The following is a 13959-nucleotide window of genomic DNA, read 5'->3' as shown; positions in this document are numbered from 1 at the left end:
GGAAGAAGAAATTCTCCGAAAATTCCGAGATATTTATGCGGATTTTTCTAGTTCCGCACTTCTGTGGCAGGTGCAGATGCCAGTGCAGTCATGTACAGTATGATAGAAACATCCAATTATGAAAAATGCCAGACGCTGTCTGGCAAATGGAGTTGGTCTCATTATTGCTTTAAGGTTAGCAACTGTTTAAGCCGGTAAACTTGGAGTTATAGGGGGAGTTGAATGGGAAAAATATTAAGATCATGGAGTGGAATGCGAAAATATCTTGAGCAGGAAATGCTTGCAGACAGTTTGCACGGACGAATTCGGTATAACTGTACTACTTATGTTGGCATGGATGGGTGTCATATTTTCGAAGTTCACATTGATAACAAACTGGTGAAGCAGTTTTCTTGGGAAACAGTGAATACTTATTTTATTGAAAAAGGATATAAAAAGAATTCAAATCACTTTGGTATAGGCGAATACTGGGATGAGTTTTGGACACTCATGGATTCTGTTCCAATGCAAGCTAGACAAGAATATACGGATAATGAATTCTGTAAGTCGTTGGAGAATTACCGAAATCAAAGTATTCAGGACAGCATACAATCTGTAAATCCATTGGAAAGAATGTTTGCTGTTTTAGATAGACGAGTTGGTAAAAGAAGCCTCGGAAAGCTGAAAGAAACGATGGAAGAGCAAAGTGAATGGCTTCAACGGTTCTATAGGTTAAGATTAAATGTGGAGAATTATGAGGAATAGGAAGGAGACTGCACGGTGGCTGCTGTAGGTAATAATAAATATGACCAGTGTGATTATAGCGCCTAGCGTAGCATCCAACTACCTGGCGATTGGTTTTCAATATTATTCAATCAACTGTTACTGAAATATGGGTTTTAGCCAAGGTCCAACCAGCTTCAAACGGCATAAGTAAATGTAAGTTGACAAACTCAAGGCTTCAACGGGTATCTTTCTTCTATAAGCTTTAGTCAATTTAATGTCTACGCCAAGGACAAAGTATGCTTTTCAGGAATCTGTATTACAGCATCAACACATTGTGAAGTTTGTGTCGAATTGTGCTGGAAATAGTAATCAACTGAATGAGAACTGTATGAAAAAATAAAGTGGAAATAGATATAAGAAATCTAAATCTTAAAATATTATAGACAAAGGATGAGAGCATGGAACAAAAAGAACATGAAAAAATCAACAAAGAAAAAATAGTAAAAATGTGTGGGCACTGCTTTAACGAAACAGTACAGGAATTAGTTTATGAGTCAGTTGGACAAAAACTTTATGAAGAAATGGATGATGGAAAGTATTATGAGCCCTATAAATTTGCTGTATTGAAATGTACTACATGTGATTGTGTTTCTCTATATGGAGATTTTATATGGAGTGGTGATATATTGTCCTCTAATTTAACATTATTATATCCTTCATTTGGGGAACTCGAAAACGGGATTCCTAAAAATATACGTGAAATTTATAGAGAAATAAGACCCATTAGAGAAAAAGCTCCAAATGCTTTTGCAAATCAGATTAGGGCCTCTTTAGAACTGTTATGTGATGATAAACAAGCAAAAGGAAGCAATTTGTACGCGAAACTAGAGGATTTATCAAGTAAAGGGGTTTTTCCCGGACAGCTTCTCAAAGAAATGATAAATATGATACGTAAAGTGGGGAATCTTGGTTCACATGCTTCTGGGATTCGGTTGGATATATGGGATGTACAGCTTCTGGATGATATTTATCGTATGATTCTCGACTATGCTTATGTATATCCAGAAAAGTTAGCAGATTTAAAAAGGAGAATGGATTATAACGAACGAAAAAAATGACTATCAAGGTGCAGTAATGCCGCTTTGTAATCTTTTTCATATACTCAAATACTTGGGAGCTGTAATGCAGGGACTTACCTTTTTCCAAAAAGAATGCGGTTGAGATGTCCGGGTGAATCCCCCGGCATTGGACCGCTGGTGGTAACGCCAAATAGATACGGGTTGCCGTCAATGGAGATTTTTCGGACAAACTCTTCCACGATACCCGGCAAACCCATAAAAAGGTGGGGAACACGAGTAATGGGCAAAAGCTCTGCCCCGATTTGAAGGGATATCGCTTTCGCAGCTGTATAGCTATTGCCTGTAGCTGTATAACAATTAGTAATTGGGGTTTCCATTTATTTGCGTTCACCTTCCCGCTTCATTAAGTTTTCTCTCATACGCATGAGAAGCCCTCGATATATTATTATTTCTTCTTCAGAAAAACCTTCAAACAATTGGCTGTTGTATGCCGCTGCAAGTGGAGCCAGTCTTTGATACAGAAGCGTACCTTTCTGTGTTATAAAAATACTTCGGCTGCGAGCATCCTTACCTTTTTTCCGTTCAATCAGCTCTTTATTTTCCATGACATTCAATATCCTGGTTATATTGGAATCTGATTTGCAGCACTGTTCACTTAATGCTTTTTGCACAATACCGTTATTTATCAATAACACTGACAAGATGACGAATTGATCCATCGAGGCATCTATACCGTTTCGCAAGAAAATACTGTTTAGATTCTGTTTAGCCTGAAAGGCCGTATTAATGGTTAAAAAACCGAGTGTATCAAATAGCTTAAACTGCTGCATTAAAAATCCCTCTCCTTTTCCAATGGTCAAGAACCCCGGAATATCTTGTTTTTTCTTTGAGAACAAAGGGTTTTATGCCAACATGAAAAACAGTATGATGAATGATGCGGTGTATGATATTTCCTTTCGCTCTCTTTGTCATATTCCAATAAAGCCTTTCCGCCTGCTTCCGCACGTTGTCTTTTTTTGATCGGCTATTGAGAGGTTCCTGATTAAAAACCGTTTTGATGCAAATGCTGCCGCTTAGCACTGCCCCGGAATAAAGGAATAGTTTATTTAAAGATTTGACAACGGATATCCCGTCTGCGTTTTCATAGGTGGCAACTGAAAGAGTATATTTCCCATGGTTCAGCTGTTCCATAACAAAGTGTCCACGGTCAATCAATGTTTTCATCTGTCCGGGGATACTGCTTGCATAAGTGGGTGCTCCTACAACCACTGCATCTGCTTCTGCAATTAGATTTGATATGTGTTCCGCATCATCCTGTAAGTAGCATTCTCCTGTTTGAAAACATTGAGAACAACCCTTACAATAATCTAATTTGAAATCTGATAAATGAAGAATACTCGCATCAATATCATCATGTGTCTTTAGAACTTTAAGTATTTCATTCAGAATTTTCGCTGTGGCGCCATTTTTTCTAAAGCTACTGTTAATCAGTAGTATTCTCATAGCTCATCCTATCATATAATTACTTGATTCATCAAGTATAATTGTTCTCACTGGTTCTTGTCAATGAGAATATTTGATGAATCAAGTATATGTCAAGTAGTTGGTTATCAGGCATAAAATAAAGCAAGGCAGATTTAAATTATCTGCCTTGCTTTGCGTTTCAGGAAGACTAAATGCTCTGCCACTGAAAAAGACCGTGGCATTTTTGCTGGGAGGAATGCGATGATTAACATATTTACCAAGGTCTTTGACAACGTCTCCAACTTGGCCCGAAGTGCGGTGTTATGGCGGCGCAAAGCCTCAATGCGTGGGTTGATGCGGCACCGGCGGAAATCATGGAAAAGTACCGCCCCGGTGAGCATGACAAGAATACTTATTTGCTGAATGCAGCCCATATACGCGAGCATGAATATTTCTGTCAACGGCCACATGAAGATATGGTATAATTGAAAAGCAGGAATGAAGTGATTATCAAAAAAAGAGTTTATGATCCGGCTCAGCATGAACGATAACGATTCCGGCAAGTCCAAATTACGCCTTGTGTGAATCCGAATCACAGCATCTACACACTGTGAGGTTTGCGTCAAATCATGTCGGAAATAGATGAATCGCAGTACGTAATTGTTTTGTAATGAAGCATTGAACGATTTTGAAAATATGTAATCGAGATTGATTTGCCACAGAATAAGAGTATTTCTTTAGAGGATATTCGCCTGAATACTAAATTGCGACTGTCTACAAGACTATATTTTTAGACATAAGCTGCTTTTTTATATTTAGGACAAAAGTATCTCTACCAATCCCATTTCAAATACGATATAATCAGAGCATAAAGCGGATAGAACTTTTGAACCAGGATTTGTGAATCAACTAATTATGTATCAGAATGTCGTTGATGATTTGCTAAGGCATCCAGATGATAAACGAACGATTGGTCTGCTATTAGTAAAAAATAAAAATAAGATTGTGGCAGAGTATTCCTTATCTGGTTATAAGAATCCAATTGGTGTAGCAGAATGGGAGCAACCGCTTACAAGAGAATTGTCGGAAGATATGAAACCAAGTTTGCCTACATATAGAAGAGATTGAAAATGCGATTAATAATTAATTGTGCAAGAACCATTGCACAATTTAAAATTCTATACTCTGACACCAATGTTTTGGCAAATGGTTAGAGCTTTGTCGAATTGATAACTAAAAAGTGCATTAAGAGAGAAAATTGAATGGTGGTAGCATTATGTATAGAGTGAAATTGGTAGTACCGTCTAAAGAATATGAAAACCAGGTAATGGAATATAAAGCAGAAATGCTGAAAAATAATGATAGTTTTGACGGTTGCGCTGGTTTGGAAGATGTTGATAAATATGATGACTGGCTAAATTTTGAAGGACGATTATCAAAGAAATATGGAGATGCATATGTTCCTTCTGAAGTTTATTTAGCAGTAAGACTTTCCGATAATAAGCTGATTGGAATCATAGATTATCGGCATCCCTTATCAGAGTTTTTGCTGAAATATGGTGGTAATATCGGATATAGTGTAAGACCATTAGAAAGAAAAAACGGATATGCCAAGGAAATCCTGAGATTAATATTATGCAGATGTAAAGAATTAAATGAAGCGAGAGTTTTGTTGACTTGCGATAAAGGAAACATTGCTTCTTCAAAGGTCATTATAGACAATGGTGGAATACTGGAAAGTGAAGTAGAGGATACGGTGGGCATAAGTGAATCTGGTATCATACAGAGATATTGGATTGTTCTGTGATCTGCTATGATATAATTGGAAAAATGGAACTTGTAATATAAAGGATTTAATAGTAGAGTAGCAGTGGAGGTGACTGTTTGTTAACGTATGCTGAATGAGGGGGAAGAAGTAAATGAAGATTTATGTGGATGCAGATGCCTGTCCGGTAGTTAAAATAGTGGAAAAGATAGCAAAAGAGAATAAGATAGAAGTCTGTCTCCTATGCGATACCAATCATGTGTTACAGTCCAATTATAGCGTGATAAAGGTTATCGGAGCAGGAGCAGATGCAGTGGATTTTGCATTGGTTAACCTGTGTAAATCCGGTGATATTGTGGTAACCCAGGATTATGGTGTGGCAGCAATGGTATTGGGAAAAGCTGCTTATGCGATTCATCAATCTGGAAGATGGTATACCAATGACAACATAGATCAACTTCTTATGGAGCGGCATATGGCAAAAGCTGCGAGGAGAGCAAAATCTAAAAATCATCTGAGTGGACCAAGAAAAAGAACTCAGGAAGATGACAAGCAGTTTGAAGAATCGTTTCGAAAATTAATCGCCCATGCTGGTGAAAGATAACGATCAGATTTTTGAATAAAATTTGCATTTATTAATCCAGGGTAAGGAGGTTAATGTTATGGATAATAGAATTTTGCCAAGTGAATTTCCAATTTTATCCACAAGTCAGTTCATACTTAGAGAATTAGTTGAAGACGATGCGTTAAGGATGTATTCTGTTCTCTCATCTGAGAAAGTTACGCAATATTTTGGAATGTTTCCCTTAATAGATGTAGAAACAGCGAAAGGTATTATCATTCGTTATAAAAATTCGTTTAACGAAGACTTCGCAATACGTTGGGGGATTGAACTAAAAGAATCAAATATAATAATTGGTACTTGCGGATTTCATAATTGGAATCATAGACATAAAAGAGCTGAAATCGGATATGAATTACATGAAGATTATTGGGGGAAAGGTTATGCAAAAGAAGCAATAAAAACAATTATAGAATATGGTTTTAGTAATATGCAATTGTCAAGAATTGAAGCGATGGTATATCCTGAAAATAAGAATTCAGAAAAACTGTTAAGGAAGATAGGGTTTGATTACGAAGGCTTATTAAAGGGATATGCTTTTTTTAGAAATAAACAACAGGATTTAAAAATGTTCTCACTATTAAATAATGATTTATTGAAGTGATTCATGTAAGGATAACAGTGGATGTTGATATGTAAACCTCAGGTTATCAGGATTCTATCTCACAACCGAGGCGGGGAAAATGGAGAAACCAGTGAATACAGTACAAAAAATAAAAACTCTGCGGAAGCACCCATTAATTGAATTATTAAAAAATAACAAAGGGAATCCAAGAACTCTGATTTTGATGGAACCACTCTGGGGTATTCCGTATAACTTGATCGCACCTTTTGCTACATTATATATGTACACGCAGGGAATAACGGACGTTCAAATCGGACTGATTCTATCGGTTGCCATGTTTGTCCAGGTGTTTTTTTCCTTCTTCGGTGGTATCATCACCGATAAGTTTGGCCGCAAATTTACCACCATGATGGGTGATTTCTTTGGTTGGTGTGTCGCTTGTCTGATATGGTCTGTTTCGGGTAACTTTTGGCTCTTTTTAATTGCAGTTTTATTTAACAGTTTTGAACAGATTAACCAGACTGCATGGTATTGTTTATTGATTGAAGATGCAGATTCCAAGGATTTATTAGGAATCTATACCTGGGTGAATATAGGCGGTTTAGTTGCAATCTTTTTTGCACCAATTTCGGGATTGTTGATAAATTCCTTTACCGTGGTACCGGTTGTCCGTGTTTTATATTTTGTTTTCGCTGTGAATATGCTGATTAAGGTAATAGTTACTTTTCGGTATTGTGATGAAACCCGGCAAGGAAAGATTCGTATGACCGAAACGAAAGATACCACTGTTTTACAGATGTTATATGAATACAAGGATCTGATACCCAAAGTGCTAATGGACAAAGAGATTATGAAGGTGCTTATTGTCTCTGTGATATTACATATAACGAATCTTGTCAGTACTAACTTCTTTAGCCTGTATGTAACACAAAGGTTAGGTATAGCGGATCGCTATCTGGCATTCTTTCCTATTTTGAATGCGGCTGTAATGTTGATTTTCATGATTGGAGTGCAGCACCGCTTGGAATCTGTAAAATTCCGGATTCCTATGTGGATCGGTCTGGTATTGTATGCTGCGTGCTCCATTCTTCTGATACTGACTCCGATCGGTGGTATGCCGTTTATTATCATTTATGTCTTTGTTGCAGCAGTAGCCAGTGCCCTTGTAATTCCTCGTAAAGATGCCTTGCTCCAGCTAAATATTAATCCGAAGGAGCGTGCTCGTATTAATGCTTTGATTATGTCCTTTACCATTGCTTTTGCCTCACCATTTGGCTACTTTGCTGGCTGGTTATCAAGTATTGACCGCCGCTTGCCATTTGTGTTTACATTTACTATTTACATCGTAGCAATTATTATCGTTGGCCGTATCCGTGATCCTGAATTCGGTAAAGCGCATAGGGAAGTTGATAATCCTGTGGCTCATGGTTAACTCTTTCATCGGTAGCATTAGGATTTTTAATCCAGAGTTGATAAATAACAGAGGCGTATAATGAACTGCTCCCTGTCATAAAGTAAGGGAGCGGTTCTTTTTTTTGGGCCAATTTGAAGCCTGATTTCCTGGCACCTTGTAACCCTGTGAACGATATAGTTATATGTGCTACAGCACGAATTTCAATCAGCTGGTCAGGGAACGCCATACCTGACACACCGAGAGGGTATGGCCCTCTCCAATAAAATGCCCTGCATATCATGGGAGAATTGACCCGAAATATATAGAGTGCCGTTAACGCAGCAGCCTTGTGCGGTACCGTGTTTGTCTTCCTATGGAAGATCGTGTTTGTAGGTTTTAGTATTCGTCATTATTATCTTTCCTTTACTTTAAAGTAAGCTTAGTATATACTAAGCTAATATAAAAGAATAGCAAGCACTATACTGATAGGTACTATTCGAAAGGATAGTGTATGTAAATATGGGTTTGGCTGATTGTATGGTAAAGTTAAAAATATTCAGGATACACCTTTTGGCTATACAATGTCAGTGATTGGTGGTAAATGGAATCCCTCCTAAAGTTGAGTACTTCTGACAGATAAAGCAGAAACTCTATTACCCGTTTTGGAAGAGTTGTGAGAGTGGGGAGGTAAAAAACGAAATAATTAAAAGTTAGACGATCATTCCGTTCTGAATGGACTGGCTTGGTCAAGCGTCAGATAAGAGATAAATTAATACAATACAGAATAAAAGGGAGAATTTATGCAATTTAAAGAATTAAATATTATGCCTGATATTATTAAGGCTTTGAAAAATGAAAATTATGATGTTCCTACGCCGATACAGGAAGAGGCAATACCAGTTATATTAAGCGGCAGGGATTTACTTGGTTGTGCCCAGACAGGTACCGGAAAAACAGCTGCATTTGCAATACCAACGATTCAGCTGCTCAGCGAAGAGAAAGTGCCTCATCGGGCAAAACAAAATATAAGGGCTTTAATCGTAACACCGACCAGAGAGTTAGCTCTGCAAATTTATGAAAGTTTTAATACTTATGGAAAATTCACCAATTTAAAAAGTTGTGTAGTCTTTGGGGGCGTATCTCAAAAGCCTCAGGAGGAAAAATTAAAGCAAGGGGTAGATATACTGGTGGCAACACCAGGAAGACTACTAGCCTTAATCGATCAAAATATTATAAATATAGAACATATTAAAATATTTATATTGGACGAAGCGGACCGCATGCTGGATATGGGATTTATTCATGATGTTAAAAGGATCATTGCCAAAACACCATTAAAAAAGCAAACATTACTTTTCTCGGCTACGATGCCGCCAGACATCGCCAGGCTGGCCAGTACGATATTAAAGAGTCCTGCGAAAATAGAAATCACTCCGGTATCATCAACAGTGGATACCATTGAGCAGTATCTGTATTTTGTTGATAAATGTAATAAGAAGGATTTGCTTTTGCACATTCTAAAAGATAAAAATATAGATTCAGCGCTGGTATTTACACGTACCAAGCACGGGGCGGATCGTCTTATGAAGCAATTATCAAGGGATGGCGTGATTGCGCGGGCGATTCATGGTGATAAATCACAAGGAGCACGTCAGAGTGCATTAAACAACTTTAAAAACAAAACATTGCGAATATTGCTTGCAACTGATATTGCGGCAAGAGGAATAGATATAGATGAGTTAACCCATGTTATTAATTATGACCTGCCAGATATACCAGAGACTTATGTGCATCGTATTGGGCGAACAGGCAGGGCAGGACTTGGTGGAACAGCAATATCTTTTTGCGATTTTGATGAAAAAGGACAACTTAACGATATTGAAAAATTGATTGGAAAGAAAATAACAGAAATAAAAGATCATCCCTACCCATTAGTGAACAATTTTCCGGCGATAAAGGTTGTGCAGCCAAGAAGAGATGGAGCAAAAACAGCGAAAACGGGTGCTTCGCCAAAGAGAGGATCATTGCATACAGCTTCCATAGATCGTGTTTCATCATCAAAGAAAAAGTATCGTATGACAGCAGATGGAACATTAAAAGAAAAAAGGAGTTTTAATAACTTTTCAAAGAATGACAAAAAGCGGTAGATATGCTCTTCCGTTGTACCATAGATTTTGATGAAGTAAGGAAATATAGAAAAAGGAATGCCGGTGTTTAACTTACGCCGGCATTCCTTTTTTCCATAAAGATAAGATTTGAATGATGAAATTAAAATTACCCATTATTTTGCTTATTTCGATTGCTTTGTTTTAGATGCTCTAATCCCCATCGATTCATTTCCTCCATAATCGGACTTAAAGATTTTCCAAGTTCCGTAAGAGAATATTCGACCTTTGGGGGTACCTCCGGATAAACCTTTCTATCAATTATCCCATCGGCCTCCAGCTGGCGAAGCTGTTGAGTCAGCATCTTCTGACTTATTCCGTTGATTCCTTTACTGAGTTCAATAAATCTTTGTGTACCGTTATTGAATAGGTTTCTCAGAATAAGTACCTTCCATTTGTGCCCGATCAGATTGACGGTATGCTCAATAGGGCATAATTTATCACACGGCATTATGATCACTCCTATCAACTGTTGTATTTACTTACTATTTGGTTAGTATAGCACAAAATAGTGCCTTCTTGCAAAAAGTATGTAACGATATTATAGTGATTATACAGCAGTACCATTAAACCGGTTGGTTCCGATTTAAATGGATAATGATTGCTGAATACTATTTCAAATAGATAGGAGTTAAAAATGAAAAAAATTAATATTGACGATATACTAGATTTTGCAGCGGATAAAAGTGCGCGTAAGGCAATTTTCAAAGAAGGCCAGTTGGATACAGGACTTTTATTATATACCCCAGGACAAACAACACCTGATCATAAGCATTCAGATATCGATGAAGTCTTTTATGTAATTTCTGGTGAAGGTACCATTACTATAAACAATGAAGAAATGCATGTGAAGGAAAAGGATATAATTTTCTCCCCAAATGGTGAGACGCACGGATTCAATAATACCAGTTCTGACAATTGGGTCGTTCTGCAGATTAAAATTGAAACTTCCAAAAAGAATTAAATCATATTTAAAAGATCAAGATTGAGCGGAGGAGGTATTGTTTCATGTTTACACGAATAGATCATGTAGCATTTTCAGTAAAAGACAGACAAAAGTCGATGGACTTCTATGAAAAAAACTTTGGATTTAAAAAATATTACGAACACGATGTTCCCGGGGTTCCGAACCTTGAAAAGGTTGTTTACCTTCAGTTGGGCGATACCGTGTTAGAGTTTGAACACTGGACAAATGAAAAGGAGAATAAGGGATATCATTTCTGTCTCATTAGCGATGATTTTGATTCCGATTATCAAAGGCTTAAGAATGCAGGGATCCCGGTTGTAACTGAGCCACATAACCCTGAGCCCAGAACTCCTCAGGAAAAGGGCTGGAAAAGAGTTGTTTTTCAAGGCCCTGACGGCGAATTCATTGAGTTTCGAGGGTAACATGTAATTTGTTATAAAGGACATGAGAGTGATGAAGTATCCCCTGGCTATTGTATTCTGCCATGAGACCCAGGATTCTTTATTCATTGACATATATTTGATGTGCGGAAGGAAAGCCTGCTATTAAAACAGATGAGGCAACAGATAAATAGAGTTTTCAAATAAAGATAGAAAGCTAGATGAGATAATGATATAATAGGAATTGTTTCATATACTCATGATCATGTTTATCAACAAAGTCTAATAGAACTGCCATCGGAGGTAATAATGAATAAAAAGATGCTGTTAACAATTATCACAATCTCTCTCCTAATTGCAGGCTGTGGGAAAAATGCTTCAACCAATAATCCGCAGCAAAATGAGAAGCCATCCCTGGAGACTTCTGCAGAAAATAGTGTAACGACAGAATCTCAAGAAGAGAGTATCCCCATAACAACAACTACCGCAGCTACAACGGCTGCATCAACAAGTAACACCACTGACTATAAGCAATATCTTAAAAAAACATGGGTCAGAAATACTGATACTGGTTTTCCTGATAACGGCGGCGTATGTATTACAATTTCAAAAATTGCAGATGGTAAAATCCAGGGGGAGATCACTGTAGTGGGCAATGCCCCGGCATACAATATGGATAGCGCGGAACTTGAAGGAACTATTATAAATGATACAGCAGAGTGCCAGCTTGTAAATGATTCGAGGGGAAATAAGGGAACTGTTGAACTTTTATTGAAACCTGATAATACCATTGAGGCCACGATTACAATAACCGAGAGATCCGAAGATACAATTATGTGCCTTCCGGAAGGTACGTTTGAATTTTCTCCAGATAATCTTAAAAATATAAATGGTTTTGAACTTACCAAAGATCAAACTTTTATGGTGGATTTAGATTCATGGGGTAATGTTAAATTTGTATCAGGTAAATTAACAGGTGGAAACCATATACCTGTAGTATTTTATTTAACCAATGAAGAAGGAGATATTCTTAATTATATCTATGCAGGTCTCCCTTACAGCGTAGATGTTAAAGCAGTTTCATTTCAGGATGTAAATAAGGATGGATTAAAGGATATAATTATTATTGCGGAAGACAACTATGATGGTGCGTCTGGAGAACCAATAGCCACCGTTTTGCTGCAAGAGGATGACGGGGCGTTTACAAGAGACGATAAGCTGAGCCAGGAAATAAATGATTCCGGAAACAATAAAGATATAAGTACAATAGTCAATTACCTTTCAAGTAAATTCTAAAGAAAGAAGCGTTTAAGGGTTTCATAAATATCAATTGATATAATCAAAATTAAAACTAAGAGAACTGTAAAAAGGTTCTCTTTTTTATGCCCAAATTTAAAGAGGATAAAACGTGAAGTTTGAGTTACGGGAGTAAGTATAAAAGGATTAGGCTGTCACCAATAAAAGTTTGGAAGAATATTATAGTATTACAGAATTCATATAAAGGAGTGATAATATGGCAACAGTATCAGGTCAAATTATATTTGATAGAAATAGAAGTGCTGCTATTGATGCTGGTGATTCTGGAATAGCAAATGTACCTGTTGTATTACAGAATATAACAACAGGTGTCAGGCTGGTAGTTCTTACGGATGCTGCAGGAAATTATGCATTTATTAATGTTCCAAATGGCAGCTATAGAATTGTAGAAGCGTATGGTACTGCGGGGGGAGTACCAACACCAGGTGATTTTACCCTGGCAATGGCAGGACCAGTTCCTACAGCGGCAACACCCCCTATTAATTTTGTTGTAAATCCCCCCGCAGGGTCAACAAACCTGGATTGTTTAACGCCTAACACAATATTAATAACAGTAACAGGAGCGGATGTAACCAATCAAAATATACTAAATGGCCCAGTGATTTATACACCAATTGCAACGATATTAGACCCATGTACAACGGTATCCAATACGAATCTTATTACAGATGCAGATAACGGAACATTTGGATTCTTCCCGTCAGGGACACCAGCCAATACAGGACCAGCGGTCGAACCATATCCCAATGTTACACCAGATTTTACGTATGTAGTACCGGATCCAACTAAGTTTACACCAATTGATGGAGAATATACGGTACAAAATATTATGACAGATGCAATGAGCAATGTTATAGGGGCTTGGTGGCGTATCGCTGACCATACGACAGGAAATGAAACCGGAAGAATGATGGTAGTAAATGGATTTAACCCAGGAGCCGTATTTTTTAGGTCTGCAGTACCGGTTACACCGAATACGAATTATTTATTCAGCACCTGGATTCTTAATCTTTTTAAAGTAACAGGCTTTCCGCCAGCACAGTTAGGTGTCAGAATCCTTGATCAAAACGGCAATGTACTGTTTCAGCAAGCATTAGGAGTTGAAATTCCAGTTAATATAAATGCACCAGAGTGGAAACAAATAGGAACTGTCATTAATTCTATGAATAACACTCAAATTACAGTGGAATTCTTCAGTGAAGGAGAAGCTGTTGTAGGGAATGATTATGCGATTGATGATGTTGCTTTACAGGAAATCTTAGTACCAACATTTACTCCAGTTAAATCAAGCAGCACGTTTACTGCAAAAGTAGGCGATATCGTAACGTATACGGTTGAATTAACAAATACGTGTACCAGTCCTCTGACAGATGTATTTTTTAAGGATAGCATCCCTATTGGTCTATTATTCATATCTGGAAGTGCAATGGTTAATGGAGTTCCTGAGCCAGGAGCCGATCCTAATACAGGCTTTCCGCTGCCGGATATTCCAGGTGGAACTACTACAGAAGTGACGTTTCAGGCGAGAGTTGAAGGG

The 13959-nt window shown here is 37.6% G+C and carries 16 protein-coding genes; 12 read left to right on the top strand and 4 right to left on the bottom strand.

Annotation, left to right across the window (positions count from 1 at the left end):
- The first annotated feature begins 222 nt into the window (after positions 1–222).
- Both RT269_RS10725 and RT269_RS10720 read left to right on the top strand, forming a co-directional pair.
- A complete protein-coding gene (locus RT269_RS10725; protein WP_313182506.1) occupies positions 223–744 on the top strand; it encodes an SF0329 family protein in 522 nt (173 codons plus the stop codon).
- Positions 745–1163: 419 nt separating this feature from the next.
- Positions 1164–1823, top strand: a complete 660-nt coding sequence (locus tag RT269_RS10720; protein WP_313182504.1) for a DUF4145 domain-containing protein — start codon at positions 1164–1166, stop codon at positions 1821–1823.
- A gap of 74 nt (positions 1824–1897) precedes the next feature.
- Here RT269_RS10720 and RT269_RS10715 read toward each other — a convergent pair whose 3' ends face one another.
- Genes RT269_RS10715 through RT269_RS10705 form a run of 3 tightly spaced genes read right to left on the bottom strand, consistent with a single transcriptional unit; the run spans position 1898 to position 3287 of the window.
- Entirely contained in the window at positions 1898–2161 is a 264-nt protein-coding gene (locus RT269_RS10715) for a hypothetical protein (protein ID WP_313182503.1), read from the bottom strand.
- Positions 2162–2614, bottom strand: coding sequence for a MarR family winged helix-turn-helix transcriptional regulator (locus RT269_RS10710; protein WP_313182502.1), 453 nt, complete (start codon positions 2612–2614; stop codon positions 2162–2164).
- Complete coding sequence (locus RT269_RS10705; protein WP_313182501.1) at positions 2601–3287, bottom strand: flavodoxin family protein; 687 nt, start codon at positions 3285–3287, stop codon at positions 2601–2603. The genes RT269_RS10710 and RT269_RS10705 overlap by 14 nt, the downstream gene beginning before the upstream one ends.
- A gap of 861 nt (positions 3288–4148) precedes the next feature.
- Here RT269_RS10705 and RT269_RS10700 point away from each other — a divergent pair.
- The 6 genes from RT269_RS10700 to RT269_RS10675 all read left to right on the top strand — a co-directional run bounded on the left by RT269_RS10700 (position 4149) and on the right by RT269_RS10675 (position 9740).
- The gene (locus RT269_RS10700) at positions 4149–4376 is read left to right on the top strand and encodes a PDDEXK nuclease domain-containing protein (protein ID WP_313182500.1); all 228 of its coding nucleotides are present in this window, start codon (positions 4149–4151) and stop codon (positions 4374–4376) included.
- Between the two features lie 148 nt (positions 4377–4524).
- Positions 4525–5055 carry a GNAT family N-acetyltransferase gene (locus RT269_RS10695; protein ID WP_313182499.1) on the top strand — a complete coding sequence of 177 codons (531 nt, stop codon included), beginning with the start codon at positions 4525–4527 and terminating at the stop codon, positions 5053–5055.
- A 112-nt stretch (positions 5056–5167) separates the two neighbouring features.
- Positions 5168–5617: a YaiI/YqxD family protein gene (locus RT269_RS10690; protein WP_313182498.1), complete on the top strand. Its 450-nt coding sequence runs from the start codon at positions 5168–5170 to the stop codon at positions 5615–5617.
- 58 nt (positions 5618–5675) lie between these two features.
- Positions 5676–6239 carry a GNAT family N-acetyltransferase gene (locus RT269_RS10685; RefSeq protein WP_313182497.1) on the top strand — a complete coding sequence of 188 codons (564 nt, stop codon included), beginning with the start codon at positions 5676–5678 and terminating at the stop codon, positions 6237–6239.
- Positions 6240–6318: 79 nt separating this feature from the next.
- Positions 6319–7632, top strand: a complete 1314-nt coding sequence (locus RT269_RS10680; protein WP_313182496.1) for an MFS transporter — start codon at positions 6319–6321, stop codon at positions 7630–7632.
- Positions 7633–8393: 761 nt separating this feature from the next.
- Positions 8394–9740, top strand: coding sequence for a DEAD/DEAH box helicase (locus tag RT269_RS10675; RefSeq protein WP_313182495.1), 1347 nt, complete (start codon positions 8394–8396; stop codon positions 9738–9740).
- A gap of 127 nt (positions 9741–9867) precedes the next feature.
- Here RT269_RS10675 and RT269_RS10670 read toward each other — a convergent pair whose 3' ends face one another.
- Positions 9868–10209 (bottom strand): winged helix-turn-helix transcriptional regulator, encoded by a 342-nt coding sequence (locus RT269_RS10670; RefSeq protein ID WP_313182494.1) that lies wholly within the window; start codon positions 10207–10209, stop codon positions 9868–9870.
- Between the two features lie 186 nt (positions 10210–10395).
- Between RT269_RS10670 and RT269_RS10665 the strand changes: the two genes are divergently transcribed.
- The 4 genes from RT269_RS10665 to RT269_RS10650 all read left to right on the top strand — a co-directional run.
- A complete protein-coding gene (locus RT269_RS10665; protein ID WP_313182493.1) occupies positions 10396–10722 on the top strand; it encodes a cupin domain-containing protein in 327 nt (108 codons plus the stop codon).
- Between the two features lie 44 nt (positions 10723–10766).
- The gene (locus RT269_RS10660; protein WP_313182492.1) at positions 10767–11147 is read left to right on the top strand and encodes a VOC family protein; all 381 of its coding nucleotides are present in this window, start codon (positions 10767–10769) and stop codon (positions 11145–11147) included.
- A gap of 267 nt (positions 11148–11414) precedes the next feature.
- A complete protein-coding gene (locus RT269_RS10655; protein ID WP_313182491.1) occupies positions 11415–12401 on the top strand; it encodes a hypothetical protein in 987 nt (328 codons plus the stop codon).
- A gap of 217 nt (positions 12402–12618) precedes the next feature.
- The coding region (locus RT269_RS10650; RefSeq protein ID WP_313182490.1) for an SdrD B-like domain-containing protein at positions 12619–13959 on the top strand (1341 nt) is incomplete at its 3' end.

The sequence above is a fragment of the Lacrimispora sp. genome (assembly GCF_032078915.1).
Taxonomy (GTDB): Bacteria; Bacillota; Clostridia; order Lachnospirales; family Lachnospiraceae; genus Lacrimispora.
The sequence above is the reverse complement of the archived record's forward strand: the minus strand, read 5'-3'. Positions and strand labels throughout refer to the sequence as shown.

Bases quoted from the DNA above. Each gene is read 5' to 3' on its own strand.
- RT269_RS10725 (WP_313182506.1), top strand. From the start codon at position 223: ATGGGAAAAATATTAAGATCATGGAGTGGAATGCGAAAATATCTTGAG.
- RT269_RS10720 (WP_313182504.1), top strand. From the start codon at position 1,164: ATGGAACAAAAAGAACATGAAAAAATCAACAAAGAAAAAATAGTAAAA.
- RT269_RS10715 (WP_313182503.1), bottom strand. From the start codon at position 2,161: ATGGAAACCCCAATTACTAATTGTTATACAGCTACAGGCAATAGCTAT.
- RT269_RS10710 (WP_313182502.1), bottom strand. From the start codon at position 2,614: ATGCAGCAGTTTAAGCTATTTGATACACTCGGTTTTTTAACCATTAAT.
- RT269_RS10705 (WP_313182501.1), bottom strand. From the start codon at position 3,287: ATGAGAATACTACTGATTAACAGTAGCTTTAGAAAAAATGGCGCCACA.
- RT269_RS10695 (WP_313182499.1), top strand. From the start codon at position 4,525: ATGTATAGAGTGAAATTGGTAGTACCGTCTAAAGAATATGAAAACCAG.
- RT269_RS10690 (WP_313182498.1), top strand. From the start codon at position 5,168: ATGAAGATTTATGTGGATGCAGATGCCTGTCCGGTAGTTAAAATAGTG.
- RT269_RS10685 (WP_313182497.1), top strand. From the start codon at position 5,676: ATGGATAATAGAATTTTGCCAAGTGAATTTCCAATTTTATCCACAAGT.
- RT269_RS10680 (WP_313182496.1), top strand. From the start codon at position 6,319: ATGGAGAAACCAGTGAATACAGTACAAAAAATAAAAACTCTGCGGAAG.
- RT269_RS10675 (WP_313182495.1), top strand. From the start codon at position 8,394: ATGCAATTTAAAGAATTAAATATTATGCCTGATATTATTAAGGCTTTG.
- RT269_RS10670 (WP_313182494.1), bottom strand. From the start codon at position 10,209: ATGCCGTGTGATAAATTATGCCCTATTGAGCATACCGTCAATCTGATC.
- RT269_RS10665 (WP_313182493.1), top strand. From the start codon at position 10,396: ATGAAAAAAATTAATATTGACGATATACTAGATTTTGCAGCGGATAAA.
- RT269_RS10660 (WP_313182492.1), top strand. From the start codon at position 10,767: ATGTTTACACGAATAGATCATGTAGCATTTTCAGTAAAAGACAGACAA.
- RT269_RS10655 (WP_313182491.1), top strand. From the start codon at position 11,415: ATGAATAAAAAGATGCTGTTAACAATTATCACAATCTCTCTCCTAATT.